The organism is Labrenzia sp. 011, assembly GCF_003075075.1.
GTDB lineage: Bacteria > Pseudomonadota > Alphaproteobacteria > Rhizobiales > Stappiaceae > Roseibium.
This window is the reverse complement of record NZ_QCYM01000032.1, coordinates 15,586-30,311: the sequence shown is the minus strand read 5'-3', so window position 1 is coordinate 30,311 and position 14,726 is coordinate 15,586. Positions and strand designations below refer to the sequence as shown.

General features: G+C 62.3%; 15 protein-coding genes and 1 pseudogene. 4 read left to right on the top strand and 12 right to left on the bottom strand.

The features are described from left to right. The 7 genes and pseudogenes from DCO57_RS21380 to DCO57_RS21350 form a co-directional block, all read right to left on the bottom strand. Positions 1–180 (bottom strand): annotated as a pseudogene (locus tag DCO57_RS21380) (ABC transporter substrate-binding protein); the annotation flags it as partial. Positions 181–327: 147 nt separating this feature from the next. Further along, positions 328–1,947: an AMP-binding protein gene (locus DCO57_RS21375; protein ID WP_116700953.1), complete on the bottom strand. Its 1,620-nt coding sequence runs from the start codon at positions 1,945–1,947 to the stop codon at positions 328–330. A gap of 3 nt (positions 1,948–1,950) precedes the next feature. After that, positions 1,951–3,105 (bottom strand): acyl-CoA dehydrogenase family protein, encoded by a 1,155-nt coding sequence (locus DCO57_RS21370; RefSeq protein ID WP_116700952.1) that lies wholly within the window; start codon positions 3,103–3,105, stop codon positions 1,951–1,953. Next, complete coding sequence (locus DCO57_RS21365; protein ID WP_116700951.1) at positions 3,105–3,905, bottom strand: enoyl-CoA hydratase family protein; 801 nt, start codon at positions 3,903–3,905, stop codon at positions 3,105–3,107. Before DCO57_RS21365 ends, DCO57_RS21370 begins: the two co-directional genes overlap by 1 nt. Continuing rightward, positions 3,895–4,383: a MarR family transcriptional regulator gene (locus DCO57_RS21360; protein WP_244287993.1), complete on the bottom strand. Its 489-nt coding sequence runs from the start codon at positions 4,381–4,383 to the stop codon at positions 3,895–3,897. Before DCO57_RS21360 ends, DCO57_RS21365 begins: the two co-directional genes overlap by 11 nt. Next, the gene (locus tag DCO57_RS21355; RefSeq protein ID WP_116700950.1) at positions 4,380–5,123 is read right to left on the bottom strand and encodes an SDR family NAD(P)-dependent oxidoreductase; all 744 of its coding nucleotides are present in this window, start codon (positions 5,121–5,123) and stop codon (positions 4,380–4,382) included. The genes DCO57_RS21360 and DCO57_RS21355 overlap by 4 nt, the downstream gene beginning before the upstream one ends. Next, positions 5,120–7,414, bottom strand: coding sequence for a bifunctional salicylyl-CoA 5-hydroxylase/oxidoreductase (locus DCO57_RS21350; protein WP_116700949.1), 2,295 nt, complete (start codon positions 7,412–7,414; stop codon positions 5,120–5,122). The genes DCO57_RS21355 and DCO57_RS21350 overlap by 4 nt, the downstream gene beginning before the upstream one ends. 228 nt (positions 7,415–7,642) lie before the next feature. Between DCO57_RS21350 and DCO57_RS21345 the strand changes: the two genes are divergently transcribed. After that, entirely contained in the window at positions 7,643–7,939 is a 297-nt protein-coding gene (locus DCO57_RS21345; protein WP_116700948.1) for a hypothetical protein, read from the top strand. Between the two features lie 114 nt (positions 7,940–8,053). Here the strand turns inward: DCO57_RS21345 and DCO57_RS21340 are convergent, their stop codons facing one another. Genes DCO57_RS21340 through DCO57_RS21330 form a run of 3 tightly spaced genes read right to left on the bottom strand, consistent with a single transcriptional unit; the run spans position 8,054 to position 9,952 of the window. Then, positions 8,054–9,133 carry an AI-2E family transporter gene (locus DCO57_RS21340; RefSeq protein WP_116700947.1) on the bottom strand — a complete coding sequence of 360 codons (1,080 nt, stop codon included), beginning with the start codon at positions 9,131–9,133 and terminating at the stop codon, positions 8,054–8,056. A 55-nt stretch (positions 9,134–9,188) separates the two neighbouring features. Further along, positions 9,189–9,602 (bottom strand): hypothetical protein, encoded by a 414-nt coding sequence (locus tag DCO57_RS21335; protein ID WP_133192727.1) that lies wholly within the window; start codon positions 9,600–9,602, stop codon positions 9,189–9,191. Between the two features lie 5 nt (positions 9,603–9,607). After that, positions 9,608–9,952 carry a DUF883 family protein gene (locus DCO57_RS21330; protein ID WP_208978075.1) on the bottom strand — a complete coding sequence of 115 codons (345 nt, stop codon included), beginning with the start codon at positions 9,950–9,952 and terminating at the stop codon, positions 9,608–9,610. 562 nt (positions 9,953–10,514) lie between these two features. Between DCO57_RS21330 and DCO57_RS21325 the strand changes: the two genes are divergently transcribed. Both DCO57_RS21325 and DCO57_RS21320 read left to right on the top strand, forming a co-directional pair. Then, on the top strand, positions 10,515–11,030 hold the full coding sequence (locus DCO57_RS21325; RefSeq protein ID WP_244287992.1) for a DNA starvation/stationary phase protection protein: 516 nt from the start codon (positions 10,515–10,517) through the stop codon (positions 11,028–11,030). Between the two features lie 130 nt (positions 11,031–11,160). Further along, entirely contained in the window at positions 11,161–11,394 is a 234-nt protein-coding gene (locus DCO57_RS21320) for a hypothetical protein (protein WP_116700943.1), read from the top strand. Positions 11,395–11,455: 61 nt separating this feature from the next. Here DCO57_RS21320 and DCO57_RS21315 read toward each other — a convergent pair whose 3' ends face one another. Then, on the bottom strand, positions 11,456–13,261 hold the full coding sequence (locus DCO57_RS21315) for an HWE histidine kinase domain-containing protein (RefSeq protein WP_116700942.1): 1,806 nt from the start codon (positions 13,259–13,261) through the stop codon (positions 11,456–11,458). 192 nt (positions 13,262–13,453) lie between these two features. Between DCO57_RS21315 and DCO57_RS21310 the strand changes: the two genes are divergently transcribed. Further along, on the top strand, positions 13,454–13,651 hold the full coding sequence (locus DCO57_RS21310) for a CsbD family protein (RefSeq protein ID WP_116700941.1): 198 nt from the start codon (positions 13,454–13,456) through the stop codon (positions 13,649–13,651). Between the two features lie 192 nt (positions 13,652–13,843). Here DCO57_RS21310 and DCO57_RS21305 read toward each other — a convergent pair whose 3' ends face one another. After that, positions 13,844–14,641 (bottom strand): response regulator, encoded by a 798-nt coding sequence (locus DCO57_RS21305; RefSeq protein WP_116700954.1) that lies wholly within the window; start codon positions 14,639–14,641, stop codon positions 13,844–13,846. Positions 14,642–14,726: the final 85 nt, after the last annotated feature.

Genomic DNA, 14,726 nt, shown 5'->3' with positions numbered 1-14,726 from the left:
CTCGATGTCCGTATTGCCGGACTGCTTGACCGCAAGCAGGAAACCGTCCCGCACGTCGATCCCCAGACCCGCGCCACCGCCCGAAAGCGTCGTGATCATCCCGACCTTCACCGGGTCCGCCTGGGCCCCCGTCAGTCCGAGAACCAGGGCGGCAGCCGCCGCCATCGTCATAACCTTCATCACAAACTCCTGTTGCTACTGGACCAGCTATTCCCACTCGTTTTGTCTGCCTTCCGGCGCTTGTTTCAAGTCTTTCCGGAAAGCATCGGGCAGTCGTGCGCTTCCCCTTCCCGCCTGCCCGCACGGAAAGGGATATTTCCTTGCCGTTTACTCCGGCGGCCGCAGACGGAACCTCTGGATCTTGCCGGTTTCCGTCTTCGGCAGCGTGTCGCAGAACACGATCGAGCGCGGATATTTATATGGCGCGATCGTTGCCTTGACATGATCCTGCAGCGCCTTGCGCAAGGCTTCGCCCGGCTCGGCGTCCCCGTGGACGACCACATGGGCCTGCACGATGGCACCGCGGCTTTCGTCCGCAACGCCGATCACCCCGCATTCCAGGACCGCCGGATGGGCCAGCAGGGCCGCCTCGACTTCCGGGCCTGCGATGTTGTAGCCGCCGGAGATGATCATGTCGTCGTTGCGGGCGGCGAAATGCAGATAACCGTCCTCGCTCATGGAAAAACTGTCGCCGGTGATGTTCCAGCCATCGACCACATACTGGCCCTGCCGCTCATCCGCCAGATAGCGGCAGCCGGTCGGCCCGCGCACCGCAAGCCGCCCGACCTCACCGGGGGGGACCGGCCGTCCGTCCGGGCCCACGACCCGGACCTCGTAGCCGGTCACCGGTTTGCCGGTGCAGGCGGGCCTGTGATCCGCGAAGCGGTTGGAAATGAAGATATGCAGCATTTCGGTCGCGCCGATGCCGTCCAGCATCGGCTTGCCTGTCTTGTCCATCCAGGCCTGATAAACCGGTGCGGGCAGCGTTTCGCCCGCCGAAACCGCCGCGCGCAGGGAAGACAGATCCGCGCCTTCCTCCATCGCCTGCAGCATCACCCGGTAGGCGGTCGGCGCTGTGAAGCAGACGGTCGCCTTGTATTTCTGGATGATCTCGATCATCTGCGGCGGCGAGGCATTTTCCAGAAGCGTGGCCGCCGCACCGAAGCGCAGCGGGAAGATCGCCAGACCGCCAAGGCCGAAGGTAAACGCCAGCGGCGGCGAGCCGACGAAAACGTCCTCCGGTTTCACGTCCAGCACTTCCCGGGCATAGCCGTCGGCAATGATCAGCAGGTCGCGGTGAAAATGCATCGTCGCCTTCGGAGAGCCGGTCGACCCGGAGGTAAACCCGAGCAGCGCGACATCATCGCAGCCCGTCTGCACCGCGTCATAATGCACGGATTTTTCCAGGGCCAGGCGATCCAGCTCGGCATCGTGGTTGGAGGTTCCGTCGAAGCCGACGACCGTCTTCAGATAGGAGGAGGTCTTCGCACAGGCGACCATTTCCTCCATCAGGCGGGTATCGCAGAGGGCGAATTCGACCTCCGCCTTGTCGACCACCTTGGACAGCTCGCCCGCCCGCAGCATCGGCATGGTGTTGACGACCACCGCGCCGGCTTTCGTGGCCGCAAGCCAGCAGGCCACCATGGCCGGATTGTTGGCGGAGCGGATCAGCACCCGGTTGCCGGGCCGCACGCCGAGATCCTCGCTCAGGACATGGGCCAGCCGGTTGCTCCAGTCGGCCAGTTCCTTGTAGGTTCGCCGGCGGCCGTTGCCGATCAGGGCGGTGCGGTCGCCGAACCCTTTCTCCACCATCCTGTCGGTCAGTTCCACCGCCGCGTTGAGGCGCTCCGGATAGGAATAGCCATCGAGCAGGAAGTCTGGCCAGGCATCTTCGGGCGGAAGATTGTCCCGCGTGAAGGTATCGGTATGCGCGGAAGGACCAAGCATGAATCAGACCTCCTGAAAGGCGCCGAGCGTCTGGCGCGCTATGATGATTTTCTGGACGTCCGACGCACCTTCATAGATGCGCAGGGCGCGGATTTCCCGGTAGAGCTTTTCGACCGCCGTGCCCGAGCGCACACCGTCGCCGCCGTGCAGCTGCACGGCCCTGTCGATCACCTGCTGCGCCTGATCCGTGGCAAACAGCTTGGCCATGGCCGCTTCGCGGGTCACGCGCGGCGCGCCGCTGTCCTTGGTCCAGGCCGCCCGGTAGACCAGCAGTGCGGCGGCATCGATGTCGAGCGCCATGTCGGCGATATGCCCCTGGACCAGCTGCAGATCGGCGAGCGGCGCTCCCTGGATCTCGCGCGTTGTCACCCGGCGCAGGCTCTCGTCCAGCGCCCTGCGGGCAAAGCCGAGCGCCGCCGCGGCGACCGTGGAGCGGAAGATATCCAGAACGGACATGGCAATTCTGAAGCCCGAACCCGGAGCTCCGATCAGATTGGCCCTGGGAACACGGCAGTCGGTAAACCGCAGGGACGCCAGCGGATGGGGGGCGATGGTCTCAAGACGTTCACTCACCTCGAACCCGGCAAGATCGGGCGTCACGATGAAGGCGGACAGCCCCTTCGCCCCGGGGGCCTCTCCCGTACGTGCAAACAGGGTATAGACGTCGGCGATGCCACCGTTGGAAATCCAGGTCTTCTCGCCGTTCAGCACATAGGCATCGCCATCGTCCGTGGCGGTCATGGTTGAATTGGCCACATCGGACCCAGACTGCGGCTCCGTGAGCGCGAATGCCGAAATCGCCTTGCCCGCACGCGTCAGGGGCAGCCACTGCGCTTTCTGCGCATCCGTGCCGAAAAGGGAAATCGCCCCGGTTCCCAGGCCCTGCATGGCGAAGGCGAAATCCGCGAGCCCGTCATGACGGGCCAGGGTCTCGCGAAGGATGCACAGGCTGCGCACATCCAGAACGCCCTCCGCGGATCCGGTATGTTCCAGAAACCCGGCATCGCCCAGATCCGTCACGAGTTTACGGCAGGCAGCGTCGGCATCGCCGTGGTCGCAATGCCCGAGACGGGAAGACGCCCAGCTTTCGAGCCCGGCGGCCAGCGCCCGGTGCCCGGCTTCGAAGAACGGCCAGTCGAGGAAGGACCTGTCTGCCATCAATCCCCCTCGAACACCGGTTTTTCTTTTCTGACGAACGCCTCGTAGGCGCGGCGGAAATCCTTGCCCTGCATGCAGATGGCCTGGGCCTGGGCTTCCGCCTCGATGGCCTGCTCCAGGCTCATCGACCATTCCTGGGCAAGCATCGTCTTGGTCATCGAATTCGCAAAGGTCGGCCCCGCCGCGATCCGGCCGGCCATGTCCATCGCTGCCCCTTCAAGGGCAGCCGCTTCGGTCACGGAGTTGAAGAAGCCCCAGGCATGGCCTTCGGCCGCACTCATCGACCGGCCGAGATACAGCAGCTCCGCCGCCCGGCCCTGGCCGATGATCCGTGGCAGGATCGCACATGCCCCCATGTCACAGCCGGCAAGGCCGACCCGGTTGAACAGGAAGGCCACCTTCGCGTCCGGCGTCGCGATGCGAAGATCGGACGCCATGGCCATGATCGCCCCGGCCCCCGCACAAATGCCGTCGACGGCGGCGACGATCGGCGTGCCGCAACCGAGCATGGCCTTCACCAGATCGCCGGTCATGCGGGTGAAGGCCAGAAGCTCCTTCATGGTCATGTCCGTCAGCGGACCGATGATCTCGTGTACATCGCCGCCGGAACTGAAATTGCCGCCATTGGGAAGGATAACCACCGCATGCACGTCATCCGCATAGGCCAGATCGCGGAACCAGTCGCGCAGCTCCGCGTAGCTTTCGAAGGTCAGCGGATTCTTCCGCTCCGGCCTGTTCAGGGCGATCCGCGCGATTCCGTCCTCGATCTCGCACCGGAAATGCCTCACGTCACTGCGCATCGCGTCCGTCCTCATCCATATGACGGTCCAGTATGATGTCCAGATGCGCCGAAAGCGCCTCCACATCCCGGGCCGTCAATCCATCAAGCAGGGTGTTGATCCAGTCTTCGTGATGTTGCGCCAGTTCCTCGAACGCCGCCCGGCCCTTCGCGGTCAGCCGCGCCATCTGGGCGCGCCGGTCTTCGGGAACCGCCACGCGCAGCGCAAGCCCCTCTTCGGTCAGCTTGTCGACAATGCCGGTGACATTGCCGTTGGACACCTTCAGATATGTCGAAAGATCACTCATCTTCAGACCGTCCGGAAAGCGCGCCAGAGCCGACATCACATCGAACCGCGGCAATGTGGTGCCGTGTCTGTCGCGCAGGTTGCGCCGGATCTCGGTTTCGATGCCGTTGACGGATTTCAGCAGCTTCAGCCACACCCGCAGCCGTGCCTTGGACAGGGTTTCGCCCTTCGGGGCCTGTGCCGGTGTCTTCACAATTCTCCTCCCGAAAGGCTCAACGCGTGGCCATTGACCGATTTCGCCCCCTCGGAGCACAGCCAGAGCGCTGAGGCGGCGACTTCACAGGGTTGAATGAAACGCCCCTGCGGGTTGTCCGCCTTCAGCGTGTCTTCTGCTGCCGCGCGGCTCAGACCCGTCTTCGCCGTGATCGTGTCGATGGAGCGCTCCAGCAGCGGCGTTTCCACGAAGCCCGGACAGATGGCGTTCACGGTGATGCCCGTTCTGGCCAGTTCGCGGCCCAGCGCCCTTGTCAGGCCGACCACCGCATGCTTGGCCGCGCAATAGGCGCTGACATAGGGATAGCCCCTGAGGCCGGCCGTCGAGGCAACGGCGATCATCCGTCCCCAGCCGTTCGCCTTCATATCCGGCAGGGCCGCCTGCCAGACGTTGGACACGCCCATCAGATTGACCGCCAGCATCGCCTGCAGGTCCGCCGGCGTCATCTTCGCAAAGGGAACGCTCGCTGCCGCCCCCGCATTGGCGATAACAACGTCGATCGGCCCGCTCTCGGCCCGCGCTGCCGCGAAAGCCGCAGCAACGGCTTCGATGCTGGTCACATCGCAGACCTGGTAAGGCAGGGACTGGGCGGCCAGCTTTTCCTCGGTCCGGCCGAGTATCGTCACTTTCGCCCCTTCGTCGGCCAGCAGCCTGGCGCAGGCGGCGCCGACGCCGCTGCCTCCTCCGGTCACGATGACATGACGTCCCGACACACTCATACCCTCAGGGTCTCCGCGTCCCGGTCCGAAAGCCGCCAGAGCTGGTCGCGACCGGCCAGATAGGGCAATGGCCAGTCGGTCGATGCCCGGTCGCCGATCCTTGCCGCCTCATGCAGGCTCCAGTAAGGGTCGGCCAGATGCGGCCGGCCGACAGCCACCAGATCCGCCCGACCCGCCATCAGGATCGAATTGGCGTGATCGGCCTCATAGATGTTTCCGACCGCCATGGTTGGCAGTCCGCCCTCGTTGCGGATCCGGTCGGAAAACGGCGTCTGGAACATGCGGCCATAGACCGGCCTGGCCGCAACCGATGTCTGTCCGGCGGAGACATCAACCAGGTCCACACCGGCTGCGCGGAACAGACGGGCGATCTCCACCGCTTCGTCGGGGGTAACTCCCTCGTCGCCGACCCAGTCATTGGCCGAGATGCGAACCGACATCGGCTTGTCCTCCGGCCAGACCGCGCGCATGGCCGTGAAGACCTCCAGCGGCCAGCGCATCCGGTTTTCCAGAAAGCCGCCATAGGCGTCCCGGCGGATATTGGAGATGGGGGAAATGAAGGACGACAGAAGATAGCCGTGCGCCGCATGCAGCTCGATCATGTCGAAGCCCGCGCGCTCGGCCATCTCGGCAGCCGCCACGAACTGGTCCCTGATCGCATCCATTTCGGTCCGCGTGATCTCCCTGGGCACCGCGTTGCCGTCCGACCAGGCAACGGCGGAAGCCGACACAAGCTCCCAGTTACCGTCCGGCAGCGGCTGATCCATCCCCTCCCAGCCGATCCGGGTGGAACCCTTGCGGCCCGAGTGGCCGATCTGGCAGCAGATCCGGGCGCCCGTCTCGCCATGCACGAAGTCCGTCACCCGCTTCCAGGCGGCCTCATGCTCCGGCGCATAGAGCCCCGGACACCCCGGCGTGATGCGGCCTTCCGCGCTGACGCAGGTCATTTCGGTAAAGACCAGTCCAGCACCGCCCTTGGCGCGTTCGCCATAATGCACCAGATGCCAGTCCGTCGGCGCACCATCGACGGCCTTGTACTGGGCCATCGGCGAGACGACGATGCGGTTCTTCAGCTCCATGCCCCGCAGCCTGAAGGGCGCGAACATCGGCGGGCGCACCGGTGCGTCGGCGTTCACGCCTTCCTGGTCCATGAACCAGCGCTCGGCGGACTCCAGCCACTGCGGATCGCGCAGCCGCAGGTTTTCGTGACTGATGCGCTGGGAGCGCGTCAGCATGGAATAATTGAACTGCACCGGATCCAGATGCAGGTAGCGCTCCACATGCTCGAACCATTCCAGCGAGTTGCGCGCCGCCGACTGCAGGCGCAGAACCTCCAGCCGCCGCTCCGCCTCGTAGCGCACGAAAGCGGACGTCATGTCCGCCTCCTCATGCAGAAGGTTTGCCAGGGACATCGCCGATTCCAGCGCCAGCTTGGTCCCCGACCCGATTGAGAAATGCGCAGTCGCCGCCGCATCGCCCAGGAGGACGACGTTCTCATGGCTCCATTTTTCGCACAGCACGCGCGGAAACCGGATCCAGGCCGAACCCCTTATGTGCTTCGCGTTGGTCATCAGGGAATGACCGCCCAGATGACCCTTGAAGATCTCCTCGCAGACCCGGATGCTGTCCTGCTGGCTCATTTCGCCGAAGCCGAAGGCGTCAAAGGTCTGCTGGGTGCATTCGACAATGAAGGTCGCCGTGTCCGCATCGAACTGATAGGCATGCGCCCAGACCCAGCCGTGCTGCGTTTCCTCGAAAATGAAGGTGAAGGCATCCGCGAAGGTCTGATGCGTGCCCAGCCAGACGAACTGGCACAGCCGCCGGTCGATATCCGGCCGGAAGGTATCTGCATAAAGCGTCCGGGTCTTCGAGTTCAGACCGTCGCTGGCAACCACGAGGTCATAGTCGCGGCGATAGTCTTCCGCGCTGCCGGCTTCCGTCTCGAACTTCAGATTGACGCCCAGGTCCCTCGCCCGCTCCTGCAGCAGCAGCAGCAGCTTCATGCGGCCGATGCCGCAAAAGCCATGCCCGGAGGAGACGAGCCGCTGGCCACGCAAATGCAGGGCGATGTCGTCCCAATAGGCGAAATTGTCACCGATGGCCTCGGCACTGACCGGATCGTTCGCCGCCAGGTTCTGCAGGGTTTCTTCCGAAAGAACCACTCCCCAGCCGAATGTGTCGTCGGCCCGGTTGCGTTCGATGACGTCAATCTCGTGGGACGGGTCGCGCAGTTTCATGGAGATGGCGAAATAGAGCCCGGCAGGCCCTCCGCCCAGACACGCGATCCGCATTCGATCCTCCATCCGCTGGCTTCAGTTCCTTCAGCGAAACACAGCACGAGATTTACTTCAACCCTAAAATTTCAAGCTTAAAACAATTTGACGGTCCAGCATCGCGCCGCATCATGCCGCCCCGGACAATCCGCACGGAACCCACCGGCCTTTTCCCGCAACCGGCATGGCCCGTCATTCGCGATGAAACCTTTCCTTAACTTGTGCGTTTACGGGGTGGAGGTATTGATGATGATTACAATACGCAAACGCATCCTGGCGGTCAGTACGCCGACCATTCTCGCGGCAGCGGTTCTTGCAAGCGCTCTGAGCGCTGCGGAACTCGCAGCCACCCCATCGGCCACCCCCGGCGCAAAGGCGCCGCTGGTTCAGACGGACATCGCCGCCACGTCGGGCAAGGGCGATCTGAAGATCGATCTGGCCGACACGCACGACCGGCCCATGCGTTGCGTCTCGCGCAACAGCACCACCACCTGCACCGGCTGGCCGATCGCCGGCGGCATGCTGGCCTTCAACGCTGAATAAGCCTGCCTGAAAGACATTTCCAATACCGGAAAAGCCGCTCCGAAACGGGCGGCTTTTCTGTTTTCGGACACACGGAGACCAACCACCCATGGCAATCTCCATGCCGAGGTCTGCTCACCTGTCCCAGGACTCGCCTTCGAAAATCGAATAGGCGACCAGAAGCAACGGCACGGCCACGAAGCCGCCCGCCGGCCCCCAGAGCCAGATCCAGAAGGCAATCGTCAGGAACACGACGAACGGATTGAGTGTCATCGTCCGGCCAAGCACCATCGGTGTCACGAATTGCGCCTCGATGAGATTGAGCACCAGATAGGCCGCCGGAGGCGTCAGGATGGCCAGCACGGTATGGCCCGTCGCCAGGCCCACACCGGTCAGCACCGCGACCATGACTGCCGGGCCGATATAGACGATGTAGTTCAGCAATCCGGCCAGCATCCCCCAAAGCAGGGGCGAGGGCACGCCGAGCGCCCACATCGTCAGGGAAACCGACACGCCCAGGCCCATATTGATGAAGGTTATATAGACCAGATAGGTCGACAGCCGCGTTTCGATCGCCTGAATGACCGTTGCCACATTCCTGCGCTGATCGTGATCGTCGCACATGCGCAGCAGCGACTGGCGGAAATGCGGCCGGGTAAGAATGAAGAAGTAGAGACTTGCCAGAAACAGGATGACCTGCGCGACGAAGGTCGGCGCGAAATAGAACACGCTTTCGACGGCGGAGGTGTCGTCCACGCTCACCTGCATGTTTCCGGACTGGCCCATGGCATTCTGCAACTCGTCCTGCAGACTGGACACCGAGGCGAAGAACCCCTGCCAGGAGGTGAGCTGCGACTGCAGCTGGGCCCAGATGAGCGGCAGCTTGTCCATCCAGTCGGACAAAGGAACCACAAAGGCTGCGCCCGTTGTCATGATCAGCCCCACGAACAGAAGCACCATCGCGATCGCCGACATCCAGGACGGCACACCCATGCGCGAAAGACGGTCGGCCGCAGGGCCGAAAAGCGTGCCGACCACCAGTGACAGGCACACGGGCGCAAGGATCACCTGGGCGAAATCCAGGGCCACCGTCACGGCCAGGCCGCACAGGATCAGCAGACAGATCCGCACGACCGGATCGGCATGCCAGGCAGGCGCCGGTGTCGCACCGGCACCCCCAGCTGCGCCTTCGTGAAGTTCCATCTGCCGTTTCATGTGGCGCTCCGCTACTGGTTACGCGCCTGCGGCAGTGCGCCGTGGCGGATCGAATTCAATCCTGATCGCCGCTCTGGCTCGCCAGGAACGCCAGTCCGCCAAGAGCGGCCACGACGAGAAGTCCCCTGGACTTGGTCAGACGCGGCAGAATGGAAACAGCCGCGGCCGCCGTCAGACGTTGCGCCGCACGACGCCGGCTGTTGCGACGGCGTTCACGGTACTTCAGAAAACTCAGAACCGCCAGCACGACACAGCCGATACCCGCCATGACACCGGCGATCATCGCCGCGGCCGGCGCCGGTCCCCAGACCGGCGCGAGAACGGCCCATACGGCTGCGATTCCGGTGACATAGGCCGTGCTGAAGCAGAGACCCGCGAATGCCGTCAGATACGCATTCCGCTTGGTACGGCGATACATCATCCGCACGTCACGCGTTACGGCACCCATGGCCAGCGGAAGCGCGCGCATGACCATCAGCGGCGAACCAGCGCCGCGACCAGAAAGCCGATACCCGCGGCGATGCCGAGAGACTGCAGCGGGTGACGGCGAATGCCGGTCACCAGCGTGCGCTCGTAGCTTTCCAGTTCGCTTGTCAGCGTGTTCAGCGCGTCCTGGGACATCTTCGTCAGGTCCTCGCCGGCAGCATTGGCCCTGGAGGCGTATTCTCCGGTCTTACCGGCACCGTATTTCTTCAGGGAGCCGGCAAGAGCGGCAATATCGGAACGAATGCGTTCGATATCCTGTTCGATTTCGCCGGCGCTGACCTGATCGTTGGCGGCATTGCCGGTAGACGCAGTTGCGGGTTTGGAAGTCGCCATCATTTCGCTCCGTTTTTGGCCCGGACGTCGCCGGGGCCTGAAAGAAGGCCTGTACAAGGCCGATGCCCGGAACCCGTCCGGGCCCCGGCCGCAGGCATTTCGCCCCACGGTTCATCCGGTAAACAGGAGACGGGCCGTTTGGTTCCGGATTTTCTGCAAGGGCAACGAAACCCGGACGGTTCGCCGCGAGGAGCGTGCCCGGCGACCCTTCATGACGGCAACGTCTCATGCACAGAGGAACCTCCTCAGATACCAATACAAAACCAGCCAACATTACTGAAAAAAGAAGCAGTAGATGCCTTGAAAACACGGGAATCAACATAACAACTCAGAAAAATCTCACAACAAAGTGATAAAATAAATAAAGATCCTAAACACACAAGTAAAAAGTTCTTTTTATACGAATTACAACCAAAATAATCATAAGCACCTCTCTCTCACCTCTAGGTAAAATCGAATTTTTTTCGAAACAATTCCGGAACCGATCCCGTTCCGAAGACTTTTCCTGATGAAGGCCCTCGAGCCGCGCACAAGAAACCAGTCCATCAGGAAAGGAACGATCATGTCGACGACGCAGATTCTGAAGGTTCAAACCCCGAAATCCGACGAGATGAAAACCGGCGTCTCGCCGGAAGTCCGCGAGCAGCTGGCCGGGCATCTGTCTGTCATTCTGGCGGAAACCTATATCCTCACGATCAAGTCGCACCTTTATCACTGGAACGTCGTCGGGCCGATGTTCAAGTCCATCCACGACCTGACGGAAGAGCATTACGAGAACCTCTTCGCGGCGACGGACGAACTCGCGGAGCGCATCCGGGCGCTCGGGCACAGGGCCCCGGTCAATGTCGAGGAAGGTGTCCTGAACCTGACCATTCACCTGCCCGCCGGCGGCATGCCGAACGCCCATGACATGATCGAGGACCTCGTGCGCAGTCACGAAGTGATCTCGGCGGAAATGCGCGACATGGTCGCTTACGCAGGCGATCACGGCGATCCGGTCACCGAAGACCTTCTCACCGGACGCATCGCGTTTCATGAGCAGGCCGCCTGGATGCTCAGGGCTCTGAAGACCACCTGACTGCCCAGACACAGTCGACTTGACTGCTGCGCCGTGCCTTCGGAGCGATCCGCTTTCAGGAACATCCCATGAAAGCGGGTTGCGCCGCACGGTGCGCAGCCTTTTCCCATGATCCAGGCGCCGCGTTGTCATGATTAGCATTCCGAAAAGATTTGCCGGTTTCAGTTCCGCGCAGGGCGTTCTGAACGATCCCTCGCTCTCGGCGGACCAGAAGAGAACCGCACTGCTGACCTGGCGCTCCGCCCTGAAGCAGGCCGCGCGCCTGTCGCCCGGAGGCCGGAATGACACCGATCAGATGATCCGGGAAATCGACGCGGCGCTCGCCTCCCTCAACCGTCAGCGGCGCCCGCACAGCGATCGGTGACGAGACCCGTTCCGCCGAAGCCTGCCGGGTGAAGATTTGCTCTCATTCGGGAGTTCACGCCCTAATTTGCGATATGCTTCGTCGGGATCTCGATGGCGCAGCTGACACCGTCCGGTGAGAACGAGATTTTCACCTCACCGTCCAGAGACGGGCCGACCAGCCGTTCCAGCAGCATCCGCCCGAAGCCGTTCCGCTTCGGAGCCGCCACCTCCGGCCCCTGGCTTTCCTTCCAGTTCAACAGGATCTTGTCGCCAACCTGCTCCCAGGTCACGGACAGCTTGCCGTCGACGACGGAAAGGGCGCCGTATTTGGTCGCGTTCGTCGTCAGCTCGTGAAGCGCCAGTCCCAGATTCTGGGCCGCGTCGGCAGTGATGGTACAGGAGACACCCTCCAGCCGGACCTGCGGACCGCTGGGGTCGATCGACTGGGACAATTGCGCCACGATGAGATCGCGCAGATCCGCTCCGTACCAGGACTGCGAGACCAGCAGATCGTGGCTCGCGGCCATTGCCTGAAGCCGGGCGGAAAAGCTTTCCACGAAATCGCTGGTGGTATCCGACCTGGCCGCCGTCTGACGGGCCATGGCCTGGATGACGGCAAGCAGATTCTTGGAGCGATGCGTCAGTTCACGCATGACGAGATGCATCTGCCGCTCGTTTTCCCGCTTGTGAGTCAGATCCACCGCCGTCCCGATAATGCCGGACACTTCGCCGTTGCGGTCAAGCGCAGGGTCAAGGCGCAGATTGTAGTTCCTCGTCTTGCCGTTCAAATCCACATCGAATTCGATCACCTCGGTCTCGCCGGTCTCCAGAACCTTTTTCTTGGCAGGCAGGATCTTGAGCTGGTCTTCCTCGGACACGAGGTCACTGTCGGTCATGCCGATGAAGTTGCCCGCTTCGTAGCCCGGGGGCGGGTTGACGACATGGACATATTTCAGCTCCAGATCCTGCTCGAACACCGTGATGAGCGACCCGTCCAGAGCCGACTCGAACCGCTTGTTGGCTTCCGCAAGCTGGCTGGCCATCGACGCCAGCCGGATTTCGTAGAGGTTCTTTTCCGTCATGTCGACGGCGGTACACAGAACACCATCGATCTCACCGGCCGCATTGCGGGTCGGATGCACGATCAGATCCAGGAAGATCGTGCCGGCTTCCTGATCCTCGATGGCGATGTAGGCTGACGCGGATTCCCCGGTCTTCATCACCGTGCGCTTCAGCGGCACGATTTCCTCGGTCGTTTCGGCCGGCAGGATCTGCGCGTCTGTCTTGCCCAGAACTTCCTTGCTGCCGAAGCCGAAGCGCGGATTGTGGATCCAGGTGTAGCGCAGATCCGAATCCTGCGAGAAAACGGAAATGTTCGATCCCGTCAGAGCCATTTCGAATTTGGAGTTGATGAGGTTCAGCTCCATCCGGCTTCTGCCGACCTCATCGTTGAGCTCGACGTTTTCCGCCTTCAGCAACTCGTTCGCCCGCTCCAGATCGTCCATGGAGGGAATGGCGAGAAGTTTCGGCAGCACCTGCCAGACGACCACGGCCGTCGCGATCGATACCAGTGCCGTTGCCAGTTTCAGGAGTCCCTGGGCGCCGAAGACCGGCCACCACAGGGTCATGAACGTCATGGTTTGCGTGACGCCACCGACAAGAATGAAGGTGATCAGCAGATAGCCCACACTGCGCGTCGTGCCGCGCATATCCGGTCGCTTCTGGAGAAACAGGAAGATCGCCATCGGGATGGCGAAATAGGAAAGCGCGATGAGCGCATCCGATATCGCATGCACCCAGATGAGGTCCTCGCGCCAGCGCATGTAGTAGTCGAGCGACCTCAGAGACGGGTCGCCAAAAAGATAGGACAGGATGTCGGAAAACATTATTCGGCACTCCCGCCGGGACGTTTGACGTGGCTCTGTGCGGCTGACCTCAGGTCAGTCCGGGCGAAGGGCGTGCGATGCCATTTGTTTGAATCTGCCAATTTTTTCCTGTCTGACGATGAAGGTTCCCGTGGAACCTTTACTCCCTGAAGCCGTTTTCCCGATGTAACGACAACAAGGAGACTTCGAGCAATGAACTGGGATCGGATTGAAGGAAACTGGCGCGAATTCAAAGGCAAGGCGCAGGTGCAGTGGGGCGAGCTGACCGACGACGAGCTCGACAAGGTCGAAGGCCGCCGCACGGAACTCGCTGGACTGATCCAGCAGAAATACGGCAAGAGCCGTGAGGAAGCCGAAAAGGAAATCGACGGCTGGCTCGGCAACCACTGACGGGCGCAGGCGGGACCTTCCCGCCTCCCCTTCGGGGGGTTGGCCTCAAAAGAGACGCAACCATCCCCCTCATGACCTGCATTCCCCCGAAGGTCGGCAGCTCCCGGAAGAACCGGAAAGCTACCGCGCCTTTCGGGGCATGCGCATGACGGGGTCAACATGACAGCCTGAGGCACATCCGGTCCCGGCCGCTCAGGCCGCGACCGCATCCGCCCCTTTGAAGAACAGGGCCTGACTGATGCCGGCCTTCACGGTATTCGGATTGAAGGGCTTGGTGATGAGGAAAGTCGGCTCCGGACGTTCCCCTGTGAGCAGACGCTCCGGGAACGAGGTGATGAAAATCACCGGCACGGTCAGCTCGGACAGGATGTCCTTGACTGCATCGATCCCGGACGAGCCGTCGGCAAGCTGGATATCGGCCAGGACGAGACCGGGCGTCTTGACTTTCACAGCGGCAACCGCATCGCTTGCGGTCCGCGCAACCGTCGTGACGTTATGGCCCAGGGACTCGACGATCTCGATCAGATCCATGGAAATCAGCGGTTCGTCCTCGATGATGAGAACATCGGTCTTGGTCTGACGATCGATTTCATCGATGGCCGCGGTGACCAGCAGGGACACCTCGTCCTCGGATCTGTCGATGATCCTCGCCGTTTCCCGCAACGAAAATCCTTCCAGCGTGGTCAGCAGAAGGGTCTGGCGGCTCTCCGGAGCCATCGAGCCCAGTCTCTGCTGGGCCGTGCGTTCGAAGATCGAGGCGCTGCCGTCGTCGCCGGCCGGCGGGATCACTGTGGCGTTCCACAAGACGTGAAACAGCCTGTAAAGACCGATTTTAACGCCTTCGGACGTATCAATGATCGAATGGTCGGCCACCAGCGCCTGCAGACAGGCCCGGACATAGGCATCGCCGCTTTTCTGCGTTCCGGCCAATGCTCTCGCATAGCGACGCAGGTAGGGCAACAGGGGTGCAATTTCTTGTGATAGGCTCACGGACATCAAGTTAATCCTTACTTTGCCGCCGCATGCTCGCGGTCAAATGCGGGAAGGTGACAAGCACCGCCTGTTGGTGGAAATG